This is a genomic window from SAR86 cluster bacterium (assembly GCA_029268615.1).
In the GTDB taxonomy this organism is placed as follows: Bacteria; Pseudomonadota; Gammaproteobacteria; order Magnimaribacterales; family Magnimaribacteraceae; genus JAQWNM01.
This window is the reverse complement of the sequence record JAQWNM010000010.1, coordinates 17,992-33,281: the sequence shown is the minus strand read 5'-3', so window position 1 is coordinate 33,281 and position 15,290 is coordinate 17,992. Positions and strand designations below refer to the sequence as shown.

At 32.9% G+C, this 15,290-nt stretch carries 13 protein-coding genes and 1 tRNA gene; 9 read left to right on the top strand and 5 right to left on the bottom strand.

What is annotated here, in order from left to right; genetic code table 11:
• Nucleotides 1–23 precede the first annotated feature (23 nt).
• Both gltX and cysS read left to right on the top strand, forming a co-directional pair.
• Entirely contained in the window at nucleotides 24–1,436 is a 1,413-nt protein-coding gene (gene gltX / locus P8J93_04515) for a glutamate--tRNA ligase (protein ID MDG2061063.1), read from the top strand.
• Between the two features lie 2 nt (nucleotides 1,437–1,438).
• Nucleotides 1,439–2,812, top strand: coding sequence for a cysteine--tRNA ligase (gene cysS, locus P8J93_04510; protein MDG2061062.1), 1,374 nt, complete (start codon nucleotides 1,439–1,441; stop codon nucleotides 2,810–2,812).
• Nucleotides 2,813–2,932: 120 nt separating this feature from the next.
• Here cysS and ahpC read toward each other — a convergent pair whose 3' ends face one another.
• Nucleotides 2,933–3,496, bottom strand: coding sequence for an alkyl hydroperoxide reductase subunit C (gene ahpC, locus P8J93_04505; protein ID MDG2061061.1), 564 nt, complete (start codon nucleotides 3,494–3,496; stop codon nucleotides 2,933–2,935).
• A gap of 119 nt (nucleotides 3,497–3,615) precedes the next feature.
• Between ahpC and P8J93_04500 the strand changes: the two genes are divergently transcribed.
• Both P8J93_04500 and P8J93_04495 read left to right on the top strand, forming a co-directional pair.
• Nucleotides 3,616–4,515 (top strand): LysR substrate-binding domain-containing protein, encoded by a 900-nt coding sequence (locus P8J93_04500; protein ID MDG2061060.1) that lies wholly within the window; start codon nucleotides 3,616–3,618, stop codon nucleotides 4,513–4,515.
• A 73-nt stretch (nucleotides 4,516–4,588) separates the two neighbouring features.
• The gene (locus tag P8J93_04495) at nucleotides 4,589–5,137 is read left to right on the top strand and encodes an iron transporter (protein ID MDG2061059.1); all 549 of its coding nucleotides are present in this window, start codon (nucleotides 4,589–4,591) and stop codon (nucleotides 5,135–5,137) included.
• A gap of 32 nt (nucleotides 5,138–5,169) precedes the next feature.
• Here the strand turns inward: P8J93_04495 and P8J93_04490 are convergent, their stop codons facing one another.
• Together P8J93_04490 and P8J93_04485 are read right to left on the bottom strand one after the other, a co-directional pair.
• Nucleotides 5,170–5,898, bottom strand: coding sequence for a PD-(D/E)XK nuclease family protein (locus P8J93_04490; protein ID MDG2061058.1), 729 nt, complete (start codon nucleotides 5,896–5,898; stop codon nucleotides 5,170–5,172).
• A gap of 38 nt (nucleotides 5,899–5,936) precedes the next feature.
• Nucleotides 5,937–6,012 (bottom strand) — tRNA-Asn (locus P8J93_04485).
• A gap of 65 nt (nucleotides 6,013–6,077) precedes the next feature.
• Here P8J93_04485 and uvrB point away from each other — a divergent pair.
• A complete protein-coding gene (gene uvrB, locus P8J93_04480; GenBank protein ID MDG2061057.1) occupies nucleotides 6,078–8,099 on the top strand; it encodes an excinuclease ABC subunit UvrB in 2,022 nt (673 codons plus the stop codon).
• A gap of 3 nt (nucleotides 8,100–8,102) precedes the next feature.
• On the opposite strand, the gene P8J93_04475 is transcribed toward uvrB, so the two are convergent.
• Nucleotides 8,103–8,804, bottom strand: coding sequence for a transglycosylase SLT domain-containing protein (locus P8J93_04475; GenBank protein ID MDG2061056.1), 702 nt, complete (start codon nucleotides 8,802–8,804; stop codon nucleotides 8,103–8,105).
• 142 nt (nucleotides 8,805–8,946) lie between these two features.
• On the opposite strand from P8J93_04475, the gene purL reads away from it, so the two are divergent.
• Nucleotides 8,947–12,855: a phosphoribosylformylglycinamidine synthase gene (gene purL, locus P8J93_04470; GenBank protein MDG2061055.1), complete on the top strand. Its 3,909-nt coding sequence runs from the start codon at nucleotides 8,947–8,949 to the stop codon at nucleotides 12,853–12,855.
• 2 nt (nucleotides 12,856–12,857) lie between these two features.
• On the opposite strand, the gene P8J93_04465 is transcribed toward purL, so the two are convergent.
• Complete coding sequence (locus P8J93_04465) at nucleotides 12,858–13,394, bottom strand: NUDIX hydrolase (protein ID MDG2061054.1); 537 nt, start codon at nucleotides 13,392–13,394, stop codon at nucleotides 12,858–12,860.
• A 71-nt stretch (nucleotides 13,395–13,465) separates the two neighbouring features.
• Here P8J93_04465 and P8J93_04460 point away from each other — a divergent pair, with 71 nt between their 5' ends.
• Genes P8J93_04460 through P8J93_04450 form a run of 3 tightly spaced genes read left to right on the top strand, consistent with a single transcriptional unit; the run spans nucleotide 13,466 to nucleotide 15,290 of the window.
• Complete coding sequence (locus tag P8J93_04460; GenBank protein MDG2061053.1) at nucleotides 13,466–14,059, top strand: CoA pyrophosphatase; 594 nt, start codon at nucleotides 13,466–13,468, stop codon at nucleotides 14,057–14,059.
• Nucleotides 14,056–14,583, top strand: coding sequence for a gamma carbonic anhydrase family protein (locus tag P8J93_04455; protein MDG2061052.1), 528 nt, complete (start codon nucleotides 14,056–14,058; stop codon nucleotides 14,581–14,583). The genes P8J93_04460 and P8J93_04455 overlap by 4 nt, the downstream gene beginning before the upstream one ends.
• A gap of 2 nt (nucleotides 14,584–14,585) precedes the next feature.
• Nucleotides 14,586–15,290 carry a dienelactone hydrolase family protein gene (locus tag P8J93_04450; protein MDG2061051.1) on the top strand — a complete coding sequence of 235 codons (705 nt, stop codon included), beginning with the start codon at nucleotides 14,586–14,588 and terminating at the stop codon, nucleotides 15,288–15,290.

The window sequence follows — 15,290 nt, the reverse complement described above, 5'->3', positions numbered from 1 at the left end:
TTTTATTAACTTATTGATTTTAAATGAATATTCAAAAAACTAGATTTTGTCCAAGTCCAACTGGAGCTTTGCATCTAGGTAATCTAAGAGCAGCTTTATTTAGTTTTTTATTATCTAAGAAAGGTAAAGGCAAGTTTCTTCTAAGAATTGAAGATACTGATTTAGTTAGATCAGAACAAGAATTTGTAGAGAATATTTTTAATGATTTAGAGTGGCTGCAGCTTCTTTGGGATGAAGGACCAAAAGTGGAGGGAGAAAATTCTCCTTATTTCCAGTCTAAGAGAGTTAATATTTATGAAAATTTTTATAAAATATTATTAGATAGAGATCTAATTTATCCATGTTTTACTTCCGAAGAAGAATTAAAGGTTATTAGAAGAAATCAATTACAGGCAGGAGAACCTCCTAGGTATCCTGGAACCTGGTCTGGCGCTTCTCAAGAAGAGGTCCGGGCTGAAATAGATAAGGGGAATTTACCTGTTTATAGATTTAGGATCCCTAAAGGAACTCAAATTCAGTTTGATGACCTTATAAAAGGAAAACAGAGTTTTGACACAATTGATTTGGATGACTTTATAGTTAAGAAAACAGACGGCACTCCTTCTTTTATGTTTGCTAATGCAGTAGATGATTCTTTAATGGGTATTACATGCGTATTGAGAGGTGAGGATCATCTAAGTAACACTCCAAGACAACTCGCGCTTTTAGATGCATTAGAATTACCTAATCCAAAGTTTGCTCATCTTCCTCTTTTCTTAGGTCATGACGGATCTCCTCTTTCAAAACGGAATGGGAGTTTATCCATCTCTGAGTTAAGGGAGAAAGGTTACATACCGTCTGCAATTTTAAATTATTTAGTAAGAGTGGGGCATCTTAATAATGATAATAATATTAAATCAATAGATGAGCTTGCAGATTTTTTAGATATAGGCTCTATATCTTCTTCTCCTAGTAAATTTGATCAAAACCAGCTTAAATTTTGGCAAAAACAAGCAGTTGAAATATTAGATATTTCTGAGGTGTTGAGTTGGTTAAAACCAATAATAGAAGATCTCATTCCTCAAGAGATAGAGATAAGAAGTTTTATATCACTAATTAAAGAAAATATTATTTTCCCGGAAGACGCTATTAATCTGTCCCATGCATTCTTTTCTGAACAGAAGAAATATTCAGAAGAGGCTTTGGTTTATTTAAGTTCTACTCCATCTAATTTCTTTGATTTAGCAGAAAAATGTATAAACCTATCATGGGGGCAGTGGGGAGTTGCTATGAAGAAGTTAGGTGTGGAATCGAATACAAAGGGTAAAAACCTTTACATGCCAATTAGGATTGCTCTTTCTGGTCTTACGTTTGGTCCTGAACTAGATCAGATAGTTAGTTTTTTAGGACAAGATGAGGTAATCAAGAGGCTTAAGGAGGCTAAGAAAATATTATAAAAATGAAAATTTATAATTCATTAAATGGACAAAAAGAAGAGTTTGTTCCTATAAAAAAAGGCTCCATAGATATGTATATTTGTGGGATGACTGTTTATGATGATTGCCATTTAGGCCATGCTAGGACTTTTTTAGCTTTCGATATGATAGTCAGATATCTAAGATATAAGTGTTTTAAGGTAAATTATGTCAGGAACATAACGGATGTGGATGATAATATCCTTGATAAAGCAATTCTTGAAAATATTAATCCTGAAGCTTTAACAGAAAAATTTATTTTAAGTATGCAGGAGGATTTTATTTCATTAGGCATGATAAAACCAGACTCGGAACCAAGAGCAACCCACCATATAGAAGAAATTATAAATTTAATTTCAGACTTAATTTCTAAGAAATTTGCTTATTTTGAGGGAGGAGATGTTTATTTTGCAGTCGATTCATTTCCTGAATATGGAAAGTTATCTAAAAGAAATCTCGATGATTTGATGGTAGGTTCTAGGGTGGAAATTAATCAAAATAAAAGAAACCCTTCAGATTTTGTTTTATGGAAGAAAGATAAGAATGATTCTTTAAAATGGGATTCACCCTGGGGTGAAGGAAGACCAGGTTGGCATATTGAATGTTCTGCTATGAGCATGAAGAGCTTTGGAGATAGTTTCGATATTCATGGTGGAGGATCAGATCTTAAGTTTCCTCATCATGAAAATGAGATAGCGCAGTCGGAATCGTCTACCGGTAAATCTTTTGCTAACTTTTGGATGCACACTGGCCCGTTAAGAATTGACGACAAGAAGATGTCTAAGTCTCTAGGTAATTTCTTTACTATCAGATCAGTTCTTGAATCCTATAAACCAGAGGTAATAAGATTCTTTCTTCTTTCTAGTCACTACCGAAGTCCATTAAATTATTCTTCTGTTAAGTTAGACGAGGCTAACAGTGCTCTTGAAAGGCTTTATGGTTCGATTAGGGATATAGAGCCTTTAGAAAATGAAAGAAGTGAATATACACGTAGATTTCATTTAGCTATGGATGATGATTTTAATACACCAGAAGCGATAGCTATTTTTTTTGATATAGCTCGGCAAATAAATATTTATAAACCTTCAAATATGAAGTTAGCTCAAACTCTTGCTGGCGAGCTTATTAAATTAGCTGAACCATTAGGATTATTAACTTTAGATCCAGAAATTTTCTATAAAGACATAAAAAATAATATTAATATTACTGAAGAAGAGATCCTAGATTTGATAGATAAAAGAAATGAGGCTAGAGAAAATAAGAACTTTAAAGAGGCGGATCAAATAAGATTAGACTTAGACTCTAAAGGGATATTATTGGATGACACTCAAGACAGAACTTCTTGGAAGAAAAAATAGCTTTTTTATTTTAAAGATAAATAATCTCCAAGAAATCTTCAATTTAGATTACTTAGTTCGCAAAATGGTAACTTATAGTTTCATTAGATTAATAGGCAATGAAAAAAATCAGCTAAGAACTTAAATTTTGCCAACTAACTCAATTGAAGGCGTTAGTGTTTTATCTCCTTGTTTCCATTTAGCCGGACAAACCTGATCGGAATGGGTTCTAACAAATTTTGCAGCTTTTACTTTTCTTATCAGGTCTTGAGCATCTCTACCTATTCCTTCAGCAGTAATTTCCATAGCTTGAATAATGCCATCAGGATCTACTATAAAGGTTCCCCGATTAGCTCTCCCTTCATTCTCTCTTAACACTTCAAAATTTTTGGAAATTTTAAATGTGCTGTCACTAATCATGGGATATTTTATTTTACTAATTGATTCAGAGGAGTCATGCCACGCTTTATGACAAAAGTGACTATCTGTCGAAATGGCATAGATTTCTACATCAAGAGATTTAAATTCATCATAATAATCAGCTACATCTTCTAATTCAGTAGGGCATACGAAAGTAAAATCTGCAGGATAGAAGAAAAATACAGACCATTTACCATTTAAATCATCACTATCTATAGTTATAAACTCCCCATCTTTAAAAGCATCTGCCTTAAAAGATTTGATCTTAGTATTTATTAGAGCCATATTTCTTCCTAGTTATTTATATAAAAAAATAACTATATAATTATTTTATATATTGTTAAATACACTATTAATAGACTTTATGTTCGATTAAAATATATATAAGGTTGAAGAGGTAAATTATGATTTCGCTCAAACAAATTCACTATGCTTTAGCAGTATCAAGGACTATGCACTTTAAAAAAGCGGCAAATGATTGTTTTGTTTCACCATCAACTCTTAGTAATTCTATTACAGAAATGGAAAAAAAATTGGGCATAGAAGTTTTTGAAAGAGATAATAAGAAAGTTTTGGTAACAAAAATTGGTAAAAAATTTTTAGATAAAGCGCAAGCAATTAAGTTAGGAATAGAAGATATAGAAAAGTTAGGAATTTTAGAAAAAGGGCCACTAACTGGCTCTTTATCAATAGGTATTATACCTACAATAGGACCATATTTATTGCCCCTCGTTTTGCCTTCTCTAAAATCTCAATATCCAAAATTAAAATTAACAATTGTTGAAGGTCAGTCTAAAGTTCTAATAGACAAGATAAAACAAGGCGAAATAGATACAGCTATTTTAGCTTTACCTTTTGATACGGAAGGTTTATTAGCATTAGAATTTTGGCAGGAAGATTTTTACTGGATAACATCTTCAGATGATGTTCAGGCTGGAAAAAATGAAATTTCAGCAAGTGAGTTAGAAGAATCTAAATTGATGTTGCTTGAAGAAGGGCATTGTTTAAAAGATCAAGCTTTAGATGCATGTAAGTTTCCAATTGATAGTCTTTTAAATATAAGTGCATCTAGTTTGACTACTTTGATTCAATTGGTAGCTGGTAAAATGGGTACAACTTTAGTTCCACAAATGGCACTAGAGCAGTTATTTAATTCAAATCCCTTATTAGCAAAGGTCCACCTTGATGAACCAGGACCTCATAGAAAATTAGCGTTAATTTTTAGATCTACTTACCCTGTAATTAACGATATTCTATTGATAAAAGAATTACTTAAATTCAAGTTAGAAGATCATTTTAATTAAACTTATATTGATTTATAGAGCATTTTAAATATAGAATGATATTCATTCTCATTTGTTCGAAATTAAACCCATTATGCATAAAATTACTTTAGCTTTTTTATTGATCGGTTTACATTTCACCTCTTTTTCAAAAAATCTTCCAGAAATGCTTATAGGTAAGGCAGATATCAGTCCCGGTATTACTTTTGTTTTTGAAGGTGCGATTAAAGATGATGTTACCCCTCCAAATATCTTTTTGTTGGAGTCGTCTACAGATATACACCTTGAAGTTTTAGCTAATTGGAACGATGAAGCTCCAAGAGGTTCTATAGAAGGAGGTTTTATAGCCTATTTAGATATAACTGCAATTATCTTAAATCAAAGAACAAATGAATCTAGTAAAGTTTTCTTACTTCCTCATTTAAATATGTCTGATAATTTTCACTATGCAAGAAATATAAAATTACCAGGAAATAGAGAAGATCTATATACAATTATATTCTTTATTGAGCCGCCAGATATAAATGGCATTGGCCTTCATTATGATTGGCGAGAAGAGGTAGGGGAAAGAATTATTGAACCTAAAGAATTTACTTTTATAGATCTTAATTTTTTAGATATTGCACAAGCAACTAGAAGATGAATATGCTTTATTATTCATAACTCAATTTATTTTTATACTGTCATATTTTTATTTATATAACTACAGAATTCACAACCAGTTGTTTTTTTTGGAGGACTTTCGTCTATTAAAGTTGATTTAATAGAGAACAAAGTTGGTTCAATCCATGAATCATTACCAACATAAGGAATTACTTTGACTTTAAAATCTAGTTTATTATCAAAAGTTTCTTTGTCTTGTATGCCATTACAATATACAAAATAAGCAGTGTTTGAGACATCAAAGGAATTACCCCTTAAAAGCCATTGATAAAATTCTGCTTGTCTTTTATATCCTATTTGCCAGTCAGCATCTAAGTTAACTTCTCCTTTTTTTGATGTAGCCTTGTAGTCAACAATGATTAATTGATCAGTTTTAGTATTTATCCACACATCATCAATTCCTCCGCTTAATAATAGATTGGTAGGTTCATGTAATCTTTTAACACCCCTCCTTAGAGCATCCCTCCATTCATCAATATCTGGATGGCTATATGGGATTGCATCTATTTTATTTTCAATGATTAATGGGTGCGGTTCGCCTTTAGCTCTGTAGATATCAAACTCATTTTTTAATAATTCGTCTACTGCATTATTAAGATTGAAAGGAAAGGTCTTTGGTCTAGAGATGCCAAGTTTATTAGTAAGATAAAAACATTTCGGACATTCTAGGAAATTTTCTACTCTTGAACGACTTAATTGAAATACTTCTTCACTTTGAGGGTTAAATAATTTGGAGGCCATTTTTTATATTATTGTACAATTAACCATGGATAAGAATATGGCTCCCCGAGCTGGGCTCGAACCAGCGACCCATTGATTAACAGTCAATTGCTCTACCGACTGAGCTATCGGGGATTAGCATAATTATAGCCTTAACAAAGGGAGCTTTTAATAATTATTTATAATTATTTATAAAATAGATGACAAAAGAATTTCAAATAGTTTCAGATTTTAAGCCAGATGGAGATCAGCCCAAGGCTATTAAAGAATTAACTAAGGGAATTAAGAATGGACTTTTAAATCAGACATTACTAGGTGTTACAGGATCTGGTAAGACTTTTACGATGGCAAGTATAATTAATGAATTGCAGAGGCCTGCAATTATTTTAGCGCATAATAAAACTTTAGCTGCACAGTTATATGGAGAATTTAAGTCATTTTTTCCAAATAATGCAGTTGAGTACTTTGTCTCTTACTATGATTATTATCAACCAGAAGCTTATGTTCCTACCACAGATATTTTTATAGAAAAGGATGCTTCAATTAACGAGCATATCGAACAAATGAGGTTATCTGCAACTAAATCAGTATTAGAAAGAAAAGATGTAATAGTTGTGGCATCAGTTTCCGCTATTTATGGACTTGGCGACCCTCAATCTTATTTACAGATGGTACTACATCTCGATAGAGGAGATAAAGTAGATCAGCGAACAATATTAAGAAGGCTAGCAGAACTTCAATATGAAAGAAATGAAGTCGATTTTAAAAGAGCAGTTTATAGGGCAAGAGGAGATAGTATAGATGTTTATCCTGCAGATTCAGATAAAAATGCAATCAGAATACAGCTTGATTTAGATATAATAGAGTCGATCAAAATTTTTGATCCATTAACTGGCGAGATACTTAAAACAGTTCCGAGGATAACTATCTTTCCTAAGTCGCATTATGTAACTTCCAGAGATAGAATTTTAAAGGCTATTGAATTTATACAAGAAGAGCTTAAAACTAGATTATCCTATTTTAAGAAAGAAAATAAGTTAGTGGAGGCACAAAGGTTAGAACAAAGGACTTTATATGATATAGAAATGTTAAAAGAATTAGGATTCTGTTCTGGAATAGAGAATTATTCTCGTTTTCTAACTGATAGACAGCCTGGCGAACCTTCAGCCACTCTTTATGACTATTTACCACAAAACGCTTTAGTATTTGTAGATGAGTCGCATGTAACATTGCCGCAACTGGGTGGAATGTATAAGGGTGACAGATCTAGAAAACAAACTTTGGTTGATTATGGATTTAGATTACCAGTAGCACTAGATAACCGACCATTAAGATTTGAAGAATGGGAGTTAATCTCGGGTCAAAAAGTTTTTGTAACTGCCACGCCAGGTAAATATGAAAAGGCATATTCAGAAGAAACAGTAGAACAATTAGTTAGACCAACAGGATTATTAGATCCAGAGGTTGAAATTAGACCAGCTACCTATCAAGTAGATGATTTACTTTCTGAAATAGTTAAAAAAACAAATTTAAAAGAAAGAGTTTTGGTAACGGTTCTAACAAAAAGGATGGCCGAAGATCTTACAGATTATTTAGAAGAAAATAATGTGAAAGTTCGTTATCTTCATTCTGACATAGACACTGTGGAAAGGGTGGAAATAATTAGAGATCTTCGTTTAGGAGAATTCGATGTCCTTGTAGGAATAAATCTATTAAGGGAAGGATTAGATATACCTGAGGTTTCGTTAGTTGCTATTTTAGATGCAGATAAAGAAGGTTTTCTGAGATCTGAAGGATCATTAATACAAACTATAGGAAGAGCTGCAAGACATATTAAAGGTAAGGCCATACTTTATGCAGACAAAATTACTGGCTCTATGGAAAGAGCTATTAATGAGACTGATAGGAGGAGATCTATTCAACAGAATTTCAATAAAAAGAATAATGTAACTCCGAAAGGAATCAAGAAAGAAGTTCCTGATATATTAGAAGGTGCAAGATCTAGTAAAGGAAAAGGAAAAATATCTAAAATGCAGCATGAAAGAATAGACAAACTTAACTTCACCCCAATAGAGAAATTAAATAATTCTAATAAGCTGAAAAAAGAGATAAGGAGTTTAGAGCTTAAGATGCATAAAAAAGCTAAAGATTTAGATTTTGAATCAGCTGCTGGTATGCGTGACAGAGTATCTGAATTAAAAGAAATACTTTTTAAAATGTAATATTTAGATGGATTCTTTAACTACTAAGGTTTCATAAAAAACTCTCACATTTTGTACATAATTTCTTACTTCTTCACCGGGAATATATCCAAACTTTGTGAAATTATAATATTCCTCTCTAGATAGCAATAAAAGAGTATTTCTAATGTCTTCCCATGAATTATGATCATGACCTAAAAGCTCTGTGACTTTAATTGCGTCTAATACATGACTATAACCAATGTTATAAGCAGCTAAAGAAAGCCAAGTTCTGTCAGAGCCAGTAATTGAGTTAGGAAGGCGCTCATATATTTTCTTTAAGTAAATCGCTCCACCTACTATACTTTGCCTTGGATCCGTTCTCTGATTGACGCCAACTTCTTTAGAAGTTTCTTCAGTTAGCATCATTAAACCCTTAACTCCTGATTTTGAAACAGCATTTGGGTTCCAATGTGATTCTTGATAACTTATTGCAGCAAGTAATTTCCAGTTTATATTTAAGTTTTGTCCAGCCTCTTTAAATAATACTTTATATTGAGGTAGTCTTTTTTCTGTTCTTTCTAAGAAAATTTCCTTTCCCATTAAGTTATTTGAATTCCATATTAGGCTTATTTCCTCATCTAGAGTATGAATATTTTCTGGAGGAAATGACCTAGCTAGGTTGTCAAAACCTAACAGTGAAACGGAAAGAAATATTGAAAAATAAACTAATCTGCCTTTTTTCATGTTTCAAATAATTTTATAATGTCAATTTATAGCAAATTATTAACAAAAACACTACATGTAGTTATTTTTTTTTTTGGAAATACTATATATAGCTATTTATTAAAATATTTTTTGGTATAAAATACATGGATACTCTCTATACATGAGTTCATATATCAAACTAAATTCTAAAACTTTAGCCATTTACGGAGAATCTCCATTTACAGATTTTCGACTGAAGAGTATTTTAAATAACTTTCATGCTATTAATCCTGATATTTTCAAGATATTGTGTAGGGAAGTCTTTTTTTTAGAATTTACTAAGGAAATAAACTCCGATAATTTAGAGCAAGATTTATTTTATGTTTTAGGCATTAAAAAAATTAAACCTTTTAATGGTTTAGGGAATGACTTTTATATCTTTCCTAGGAAAGGCACCATCTCTTCTTGGTCTTCAAAAGCAACAGACATTCTCCATAATGCTAATTACAAGGATATTAATAGAGTAGAGAGAGGGATAGTTTATTCTTTGTTTACTAAAGAAGAATTAAAATTAAAAGATTTGGACATTTTATCTCAAACTGTCAAAGACAAGATGACAGAAGAAGTTTTTTTCAATTTAGATGATATTAAAAGTCTTTTTTTGAATTTTCCACCTAAGCCTTCAACAATGATATCAGTCCACGAGGAGGATATAAATTCATTAGAAAAAGCTAATTTACATTTAGGACTCGCATTGAATTCAGAAGAAATTGAGTATTTATTTAATTCTTTTAAAGAAGAAGGTAAGGATCCTACAGATGCTGAATTGATGATGTTTGCTCAGGCTAACTCTGAACATTGTAGGCATAAAATATTCAATGCAGAATGGTATGAAAATGGGCTCCCAAGAAATGCATCTCTTTTTGATATGATCAAAAATACCTATCAAGTTCAAAAGGAGGGCGTACTTTCAGCTTATGAAGATAATGCAGCTGTTTTAGAAGGCCATAAGGCAAAAAGATTTTATCCTGATCCGTTTACCAAAGAATATTCTAATCATGAGGAGTACATAAATATAGTTGTTAAAGTAGAGACTCATAATCATCCGACTGCTATAGCTCCTTTCCCAGGAGCTGCCACGGGTTCTGGGGGAGAGATAAGAGATGAAGGGGCAACGGGTAAGGGAGCAAAACCTAAAGCAGGATTAACAGGCTTCAGCGTTTCTAATTTGAGAATTCCAGGTCATGTAGAACTATGGGAAGGTCCCGAGATGTCACCAAATAGAATTGCAAATCCCTTGCAGATAATGCTAGAAGCGCCTATAGGTGCTGCAGACTTTAACAATGAGTTTGGTAGGCCAAATATTTTAGGATACTTTAGGTGTTTGGAGACAGATCTTATTGAATCAATAAAATTTGGTTACCATAAACCTATTATGCTCGCAGGAGGCCTAGGTAATATAAGACAGGATGATATTTATAAAAATGAGGTACCCATAGGGTCTCAGTTAATTGTATTAGGTGGTCCTGCTATGTTAATAGGTCTTGGAGGAGGGTCAGCTTCTTCTTTAAGCTCTGGATTGAGTGAAGGTGATTTAGATTTTGCTTCAGTACAAAGAGACAATGCTGAGATGGAGCGAAGATGTCAAGAAGTCTTAGATAATTGTTGGCAAAGAAAATCTAAAAATCCAATTCTTTTTATTCATGATGTAGGAGCCGGTGGTCTATCTAACGCTCTTCCTGAACTCATTAAAGATAGTAAGCATGGAGGAAAAATAAATCTTAGAGATATTCCTAATTCAGAACCTGGAATGTCACCTATGGAAATATGGTGTAATGAATCACAAGAGCGTTATGTAATAGCTCTTGATAAAAGTTCTGTAAATGAGTTTTTAGAAATATGTTCTAGAGAAAGATGTCCTGTTTCTGTTGTCGGTGAAATTGTGCAAGATAAAAGAATACAAGTTTATGATAAAGCTTATGATAATTATCCGATTGATATTTCGCTAAGAACCTTATTCGGAAATACCCCTAAAACTAAACTAGAGTATAAAAATTTAGAAAAAAAGAACCGACCTTTTGATCTTAAAAATGAAAACTTATCGGATCTGTTATTTGATGTATTGCGTCACCCGTCAGTTGCTTCAAAAAATTATCTCATCACTATAGGAGATAGAACTATTACTGGATTGGTTGCAAGAGACCAATTGGTAGGTCCTTGGCAGGTTCCAGTCGCAGACAATGCGTTAACATTATCTGGTTATGATTCTTTATGTGGAGAGGCAATGTCAATTGGAGAAAAATCTCCATTTGCTTTAAGCGATGCAGCAGCTTCTGCCCGAATGTCTGCTGGTGAAGCCGTTACAAATATACTATCTTCCGGGGTTCAGAGTATTTCAGACATTAATTTTTCTGCTAATTGGATGGGAGCATTAGATACCAAAGACGGAAAAAAAGATCTTTATGATGCCGTAGAAGCTATAGGTATGAATCTCTGCCCTAAATGGGGAATAACAGTCCCTGTAGGTAAAGATTCATTATCTATGAATACTAAGTGGACTGAGGAAGGAAAAGAAAAATCAGTAGTATCTCCTTTGTCTTTAGTCATCTCAGCTTTTTCTAAGATCAAAGATGTTAGTTTTAGTGTTACTCCTCAGTTAGAAAATAGCTCGGAAAATACAAGATTGTTGTTTATTGACCTAGGCAAGGGTAAGCAAAGAATGGGAGGAAGTATTGCAGGACAAGTAAAGAATAAGGTTTTAGGTATAGTGCCGGATGTAGAAGTAATAACAGAGATGCCCGAGATTGTCTCACTGATTGGAGCCTTGTTAAAAGAAAAGAAGATATTTGCTTTACATGACAGGTCAGATGGAGGTTTAGTTACTTGTCTTGCAGAAATGTCTTTTGCTGGGAGGCTTGGCATGGATTTAGATTTATCAAATATTTGTTCTAATAAAGATGATCTGCACTCTGTCCTCTTCAATGAAGAATTAGGTTTTGTAATGCAAGTTTTAGAATCCGATGAAGAAGATATAAAGAAAAGATTTTCATTATTAAATATGGGATCGTATATACATAATATTGGGGCTGTAGTTAATAAACTAACTTTAAGAATTACTTATAAATCTTTGCATATTGCTGAATGGGAATTGAGTACCCTTTTGCAGGAATGGAGCAAAGTAAGTTTTTGGATGCAAAGCATAAGAGATAATCCAAGTACAGCTGAATCAGAATTTAAATTTGATACTGATCAAAAACGAATAGGTTTATCACCTAGCATTTCATTTAAGGTCCCAGATAAGTTGAATAATAGAAAGGTTAGGCCTGCTATAGCTATTTTAAGAGAACAAGGAGTTAATGGACATCAAGAAATGGCAGCCGCATTTACAGAAGTTGGATTTCGGTGCATAGACCTCCATATGACAGATTTAATAGAAGGAAGGAATAAGTTACAAGATTTTCAAGGTCTTGTGGCGTGCGGTGGTTTTTCTTATGGTGATGTCCTTGGAGCGGGGAGAGGATGGGCAATGACCATTTTAAAAAACCCAGACTTAAAAGAGGATTTTGAAGAATTTTTTAATAGAGATCATGCCTTTTCTTTAGGTGTATGTAATGGATGTCAAATGATGGCTAATTTATCTTCTTTAATACCCGGTGCCGAGAATTGGCCTAAATTTACTAGAAATAAGTCGGAAAAATTTGAATCAAGGTTAATTCAAGTTGCTATTCAAGACTCCAAATCTTTATTTTTTCAAGACATGAATGGATCTGTAATCCCAGTTCCAGTTGCTCATGGAGAAGGGAGGCCAGATTTTAGTATGAACTCAGCTGAAGAAGCTCTCAATACCAAATCAGTGCCAATGACCTATTGTTCTAGTGATTATTCTGCTACAGAATCTTACCCAGATAATCCTAATGGAGCAGTTCTAGGAATTGCTGCCTTAACTAATAAATTAGGTAATTCAACTATTATGATGCCGCATCCTGAGAGAGCTTTTCTTTCTATACAGCACTCTTGGGCTCCTAAGGATTGGGGTATTTACGGACCGTGGATTAAGTTTTTTCAAAACGCTAGAGATTTTATTGGGTGAATTTATTTTTTTCTCTCGATTGTTTCTATTCTTAATGGAAATTCATTATTTTTAATATCGGTGAAGATATATTTCAATATTTTAGGTACAAAAGGAAATGCTAGTTGATCCCATGGAATATCTTGCTCTTTGAAAAGTTTTACTTCTAAACTTTCTGTTGTAGATCCATATTGTTGCTGTCCTAGATGAGCTAAGTACAACATATAGATTTGACTGATTTGAGGAATATTAAAGATTGCATATAGGGATTGAATTTTTACTTCGGCATTAGTTTCTTCTAATGTCTCCCTAAGACAACCTTCTTCTATTGTTTCTTTATTTTCTAGAAATCCTGCTGGGATAGTCCAAAGACCATATCTTGGTTCAATTGCCCTTTTACATAGAAGTATTTGATTGTCTTGAATGGTGACAGTACCAGATATTATTTTTGGATTTTGATAGAAGATTGTGTCACAATTTTCGCAGCTATATCTTGGTCTATTATCTCCTTTAGGTACCTTTCTAACTACTTTATGTCCACATTCATTGCAGAAATTCATACTATTAATTATCCTGTTCGGTTAAGAAACGCAAAAGTATAAACTATTATTAGGTTATCATTCACTAAATCATGTTAACTACAATAAAAAATAAAATTTTATCTTTTAAAAGTGCTCTACCAGATGAAGGTTTACCTCAAGCTTCTGTCCTTTTAGCTCTAACAGAATCAAGTGATCCTCAATTAATTTTTACTTTAAGATCCAAAAAAGTTTCTTCTCATGGTGGAGAAGTTGCATTTCCTGGAGGCATGAAAGAAGACTCTGATAAGGATTTAAAAGAAACAGCTATTAGAGAATCATATGAAGAAATCGGGCTAGAGCCTCATAGAGTAACTATATTTGGTAGATTAGATACACTTGTGTCGAGATTTAATATAAGTGTCACGCCTTATGTTGGTTCTGTTTCAGAAGACATCCTTTTAAATGATAATTCTGATGAAATTGATAGTATTTTTAGAGTCCCCATTTCTTTCTTTTTAGAAGATAATAGACTAAGAAATGATCCTATAAAGAGAGATGGAAAAGTTTATTATATTCCGGCATACAAATATGATTCCTATATTATTTGGGGGCTGACAGCTATGATCACAGTAAATTTTTTAAATGTAACGTTAGATGCAAATATAGATTTATCACAAGAAATAAAATCTAAGGAGGGTAAGTGATTTTCAATTTAGGATCTCAGAAATTTAAATCAGAAGATGAAAATTTTTATATAGCTCATAATGCTACAGTTATAGGTGATGTAACTTTAAAAAAAGATGCAAGTATTTGGTTTGGAGCCATTTTGAGAGGTGATACTGAACCAATTATTATTGGAGAAGGAAGTAATGTTCAGGATGGTGCAGTAATTCATACTGATCTTGGATATCCCACTACTTTAGGTAGAGATGTAACAATTGGTCACCAAGTTATGTTACATGGATGTTCAATCGGAGACGGCACACTAATAGGTATAAATGCAGTTGTTCTTAATGGTGCAAAAATCGGAAAAGGTTGTTTAATAGGAGCAAATTCATTAGTTACAGAAGGAATGGAAGTTCCAGATGGGTCTGTGGTCATGGGGTCCCCTGGAAAAGTCAGGTCTTCTTTGGATCATAATCAAAAAAAAGGTCTTTTAATGTCAGCTCATCATTATGTTGAGAATTACAAGAGATTTAAGAATGAACTAGTAAAACTAGAGGAGTAAATATGAAGACAGAAGAATTACACTATAAATGTAAAGATAAAAACATGAGAGGTTATGTTGCTTACCCAGATAAAAAAAATACACCTTTGGTTTTAATAGCACATACTTGGGCTGGTAAAGATAGTTTTGTCCATGATAGAGCTAATGATTTAGCAAAAATTGGATATACGGCTTTTGCAGTTGATATGTATGGTGAAGGAAAGGTTGGATCAGACACCTCAGAGAATGAATCTTTAATGACACCATTATTGTCTGATAGGGATAATCTAAAAGACACAATTATAGCGGCACTTGAAGTAGGAAAAAAAATTGAGGGAGTTGATTCTTCCAAAGTTGCAGCTATAGGTTATTGTTTTGGAGGCCTTGTTGTCCTTGATTTAGCTAGATCAGGAGCTGATATAAATGGAATTGTTAGTTTTCATGGATTATTGATGCCTTCGTCAATATCTAAGAATGGAATTAATAGTAAAATACTCGTATTACATGGTGAACGAGACCCAATGGTTCCGCTTGAAATGGTAGATAACTTTCAACAAGAAATGACCGCTGCAAATGCTGACTGGCAGATTCATAGTTATGGAGATACATATCATGCATTCACTAATCCTGAAGCAAATGATGTCAGTTTAGGTGCAAAATTTAATAGAGATGCCAATAATAGATCTTGGCTTTCAATGCAGAACTTTTTTAATGAGATATTTAATTAA

Coding starts and splice junctions, on each gene's coding strand:
- P8J93_04500 (MDG2061060.1), top strand. CDS start 3,616: ATGATTTCGCTCAAACAAATTCACTATGCTTTAGCAGTATCAAGGACT.
- P8J93_04475 (MDG2061056.1), bottom strand. CDS start 8,804: ATGAAAAAAGGCAGATTAGTTTATTTTTCAATATTTCTTTCCGTTTCA.
- uvrB (MDG2061057.1), top strand. CDS start 6,078: ATGACAAAAGAATTTCAAATAGTTTCAGATTTTAAGCCAGATGGAGAT.
- purL (MDG2061055.1), top strand. CDS start 8,947: ATGAGTTCATATATCAAACTAAATTCTAAAACTTTAGCCATTTACGGA.
- ahpC (MDG2061061.1), bottom strand. CDS start 3,496: ATGGCTCTAATAAATACTAAGATCAAATCTTTTAAGGCAGATGCTTTT.
- P8J93_04465 (MDG2061054.1), bottom strand. CDS start 13,394: ATGAATTTCTGCAATGAATGTGGACATAAAGTAGTTAGAAAGGTACCT.
- cysS (MDG2061062.1), top strand. CDS start 1,439: ATGAAAATTTATAATTCATTAAATGGACAAAAAGAAGAGTTTGTTCCT.
- P8J93_04450 (MDG2061051.1), top strand. CDS start 14,586: ATGAAGACAGAAGAATTACACTATAAATGTAAAGATAAAAACATGAGA.
- P8J93_04495 (MDG2061059.1), top strand. CDS start 4,589: ATGCATAAAATTACTTTAGCTTTTTTATTGATCGGTTTACATTTCACC.
- gltX (MDG2061063.1), top strand. CDS start 24: ATGAATATTCAAAAAACTAGATTTTGTCCAAGTCCAACTGGAGCTTTG.
- P8J93_04490 (MDG2061058.1), bottom strand. CDS start 5,898: ATGGCCTCCAAATTATTTAACCCTCAAAGTGAAGAAGTATTTCAATTA.
- P8J93_04460 (MDG2061053.1), top strand. CDS start 13,466: ATGTTAACTACAATAAAAAATAAAATTTTATCTTTTAAAAGTGCTCTA.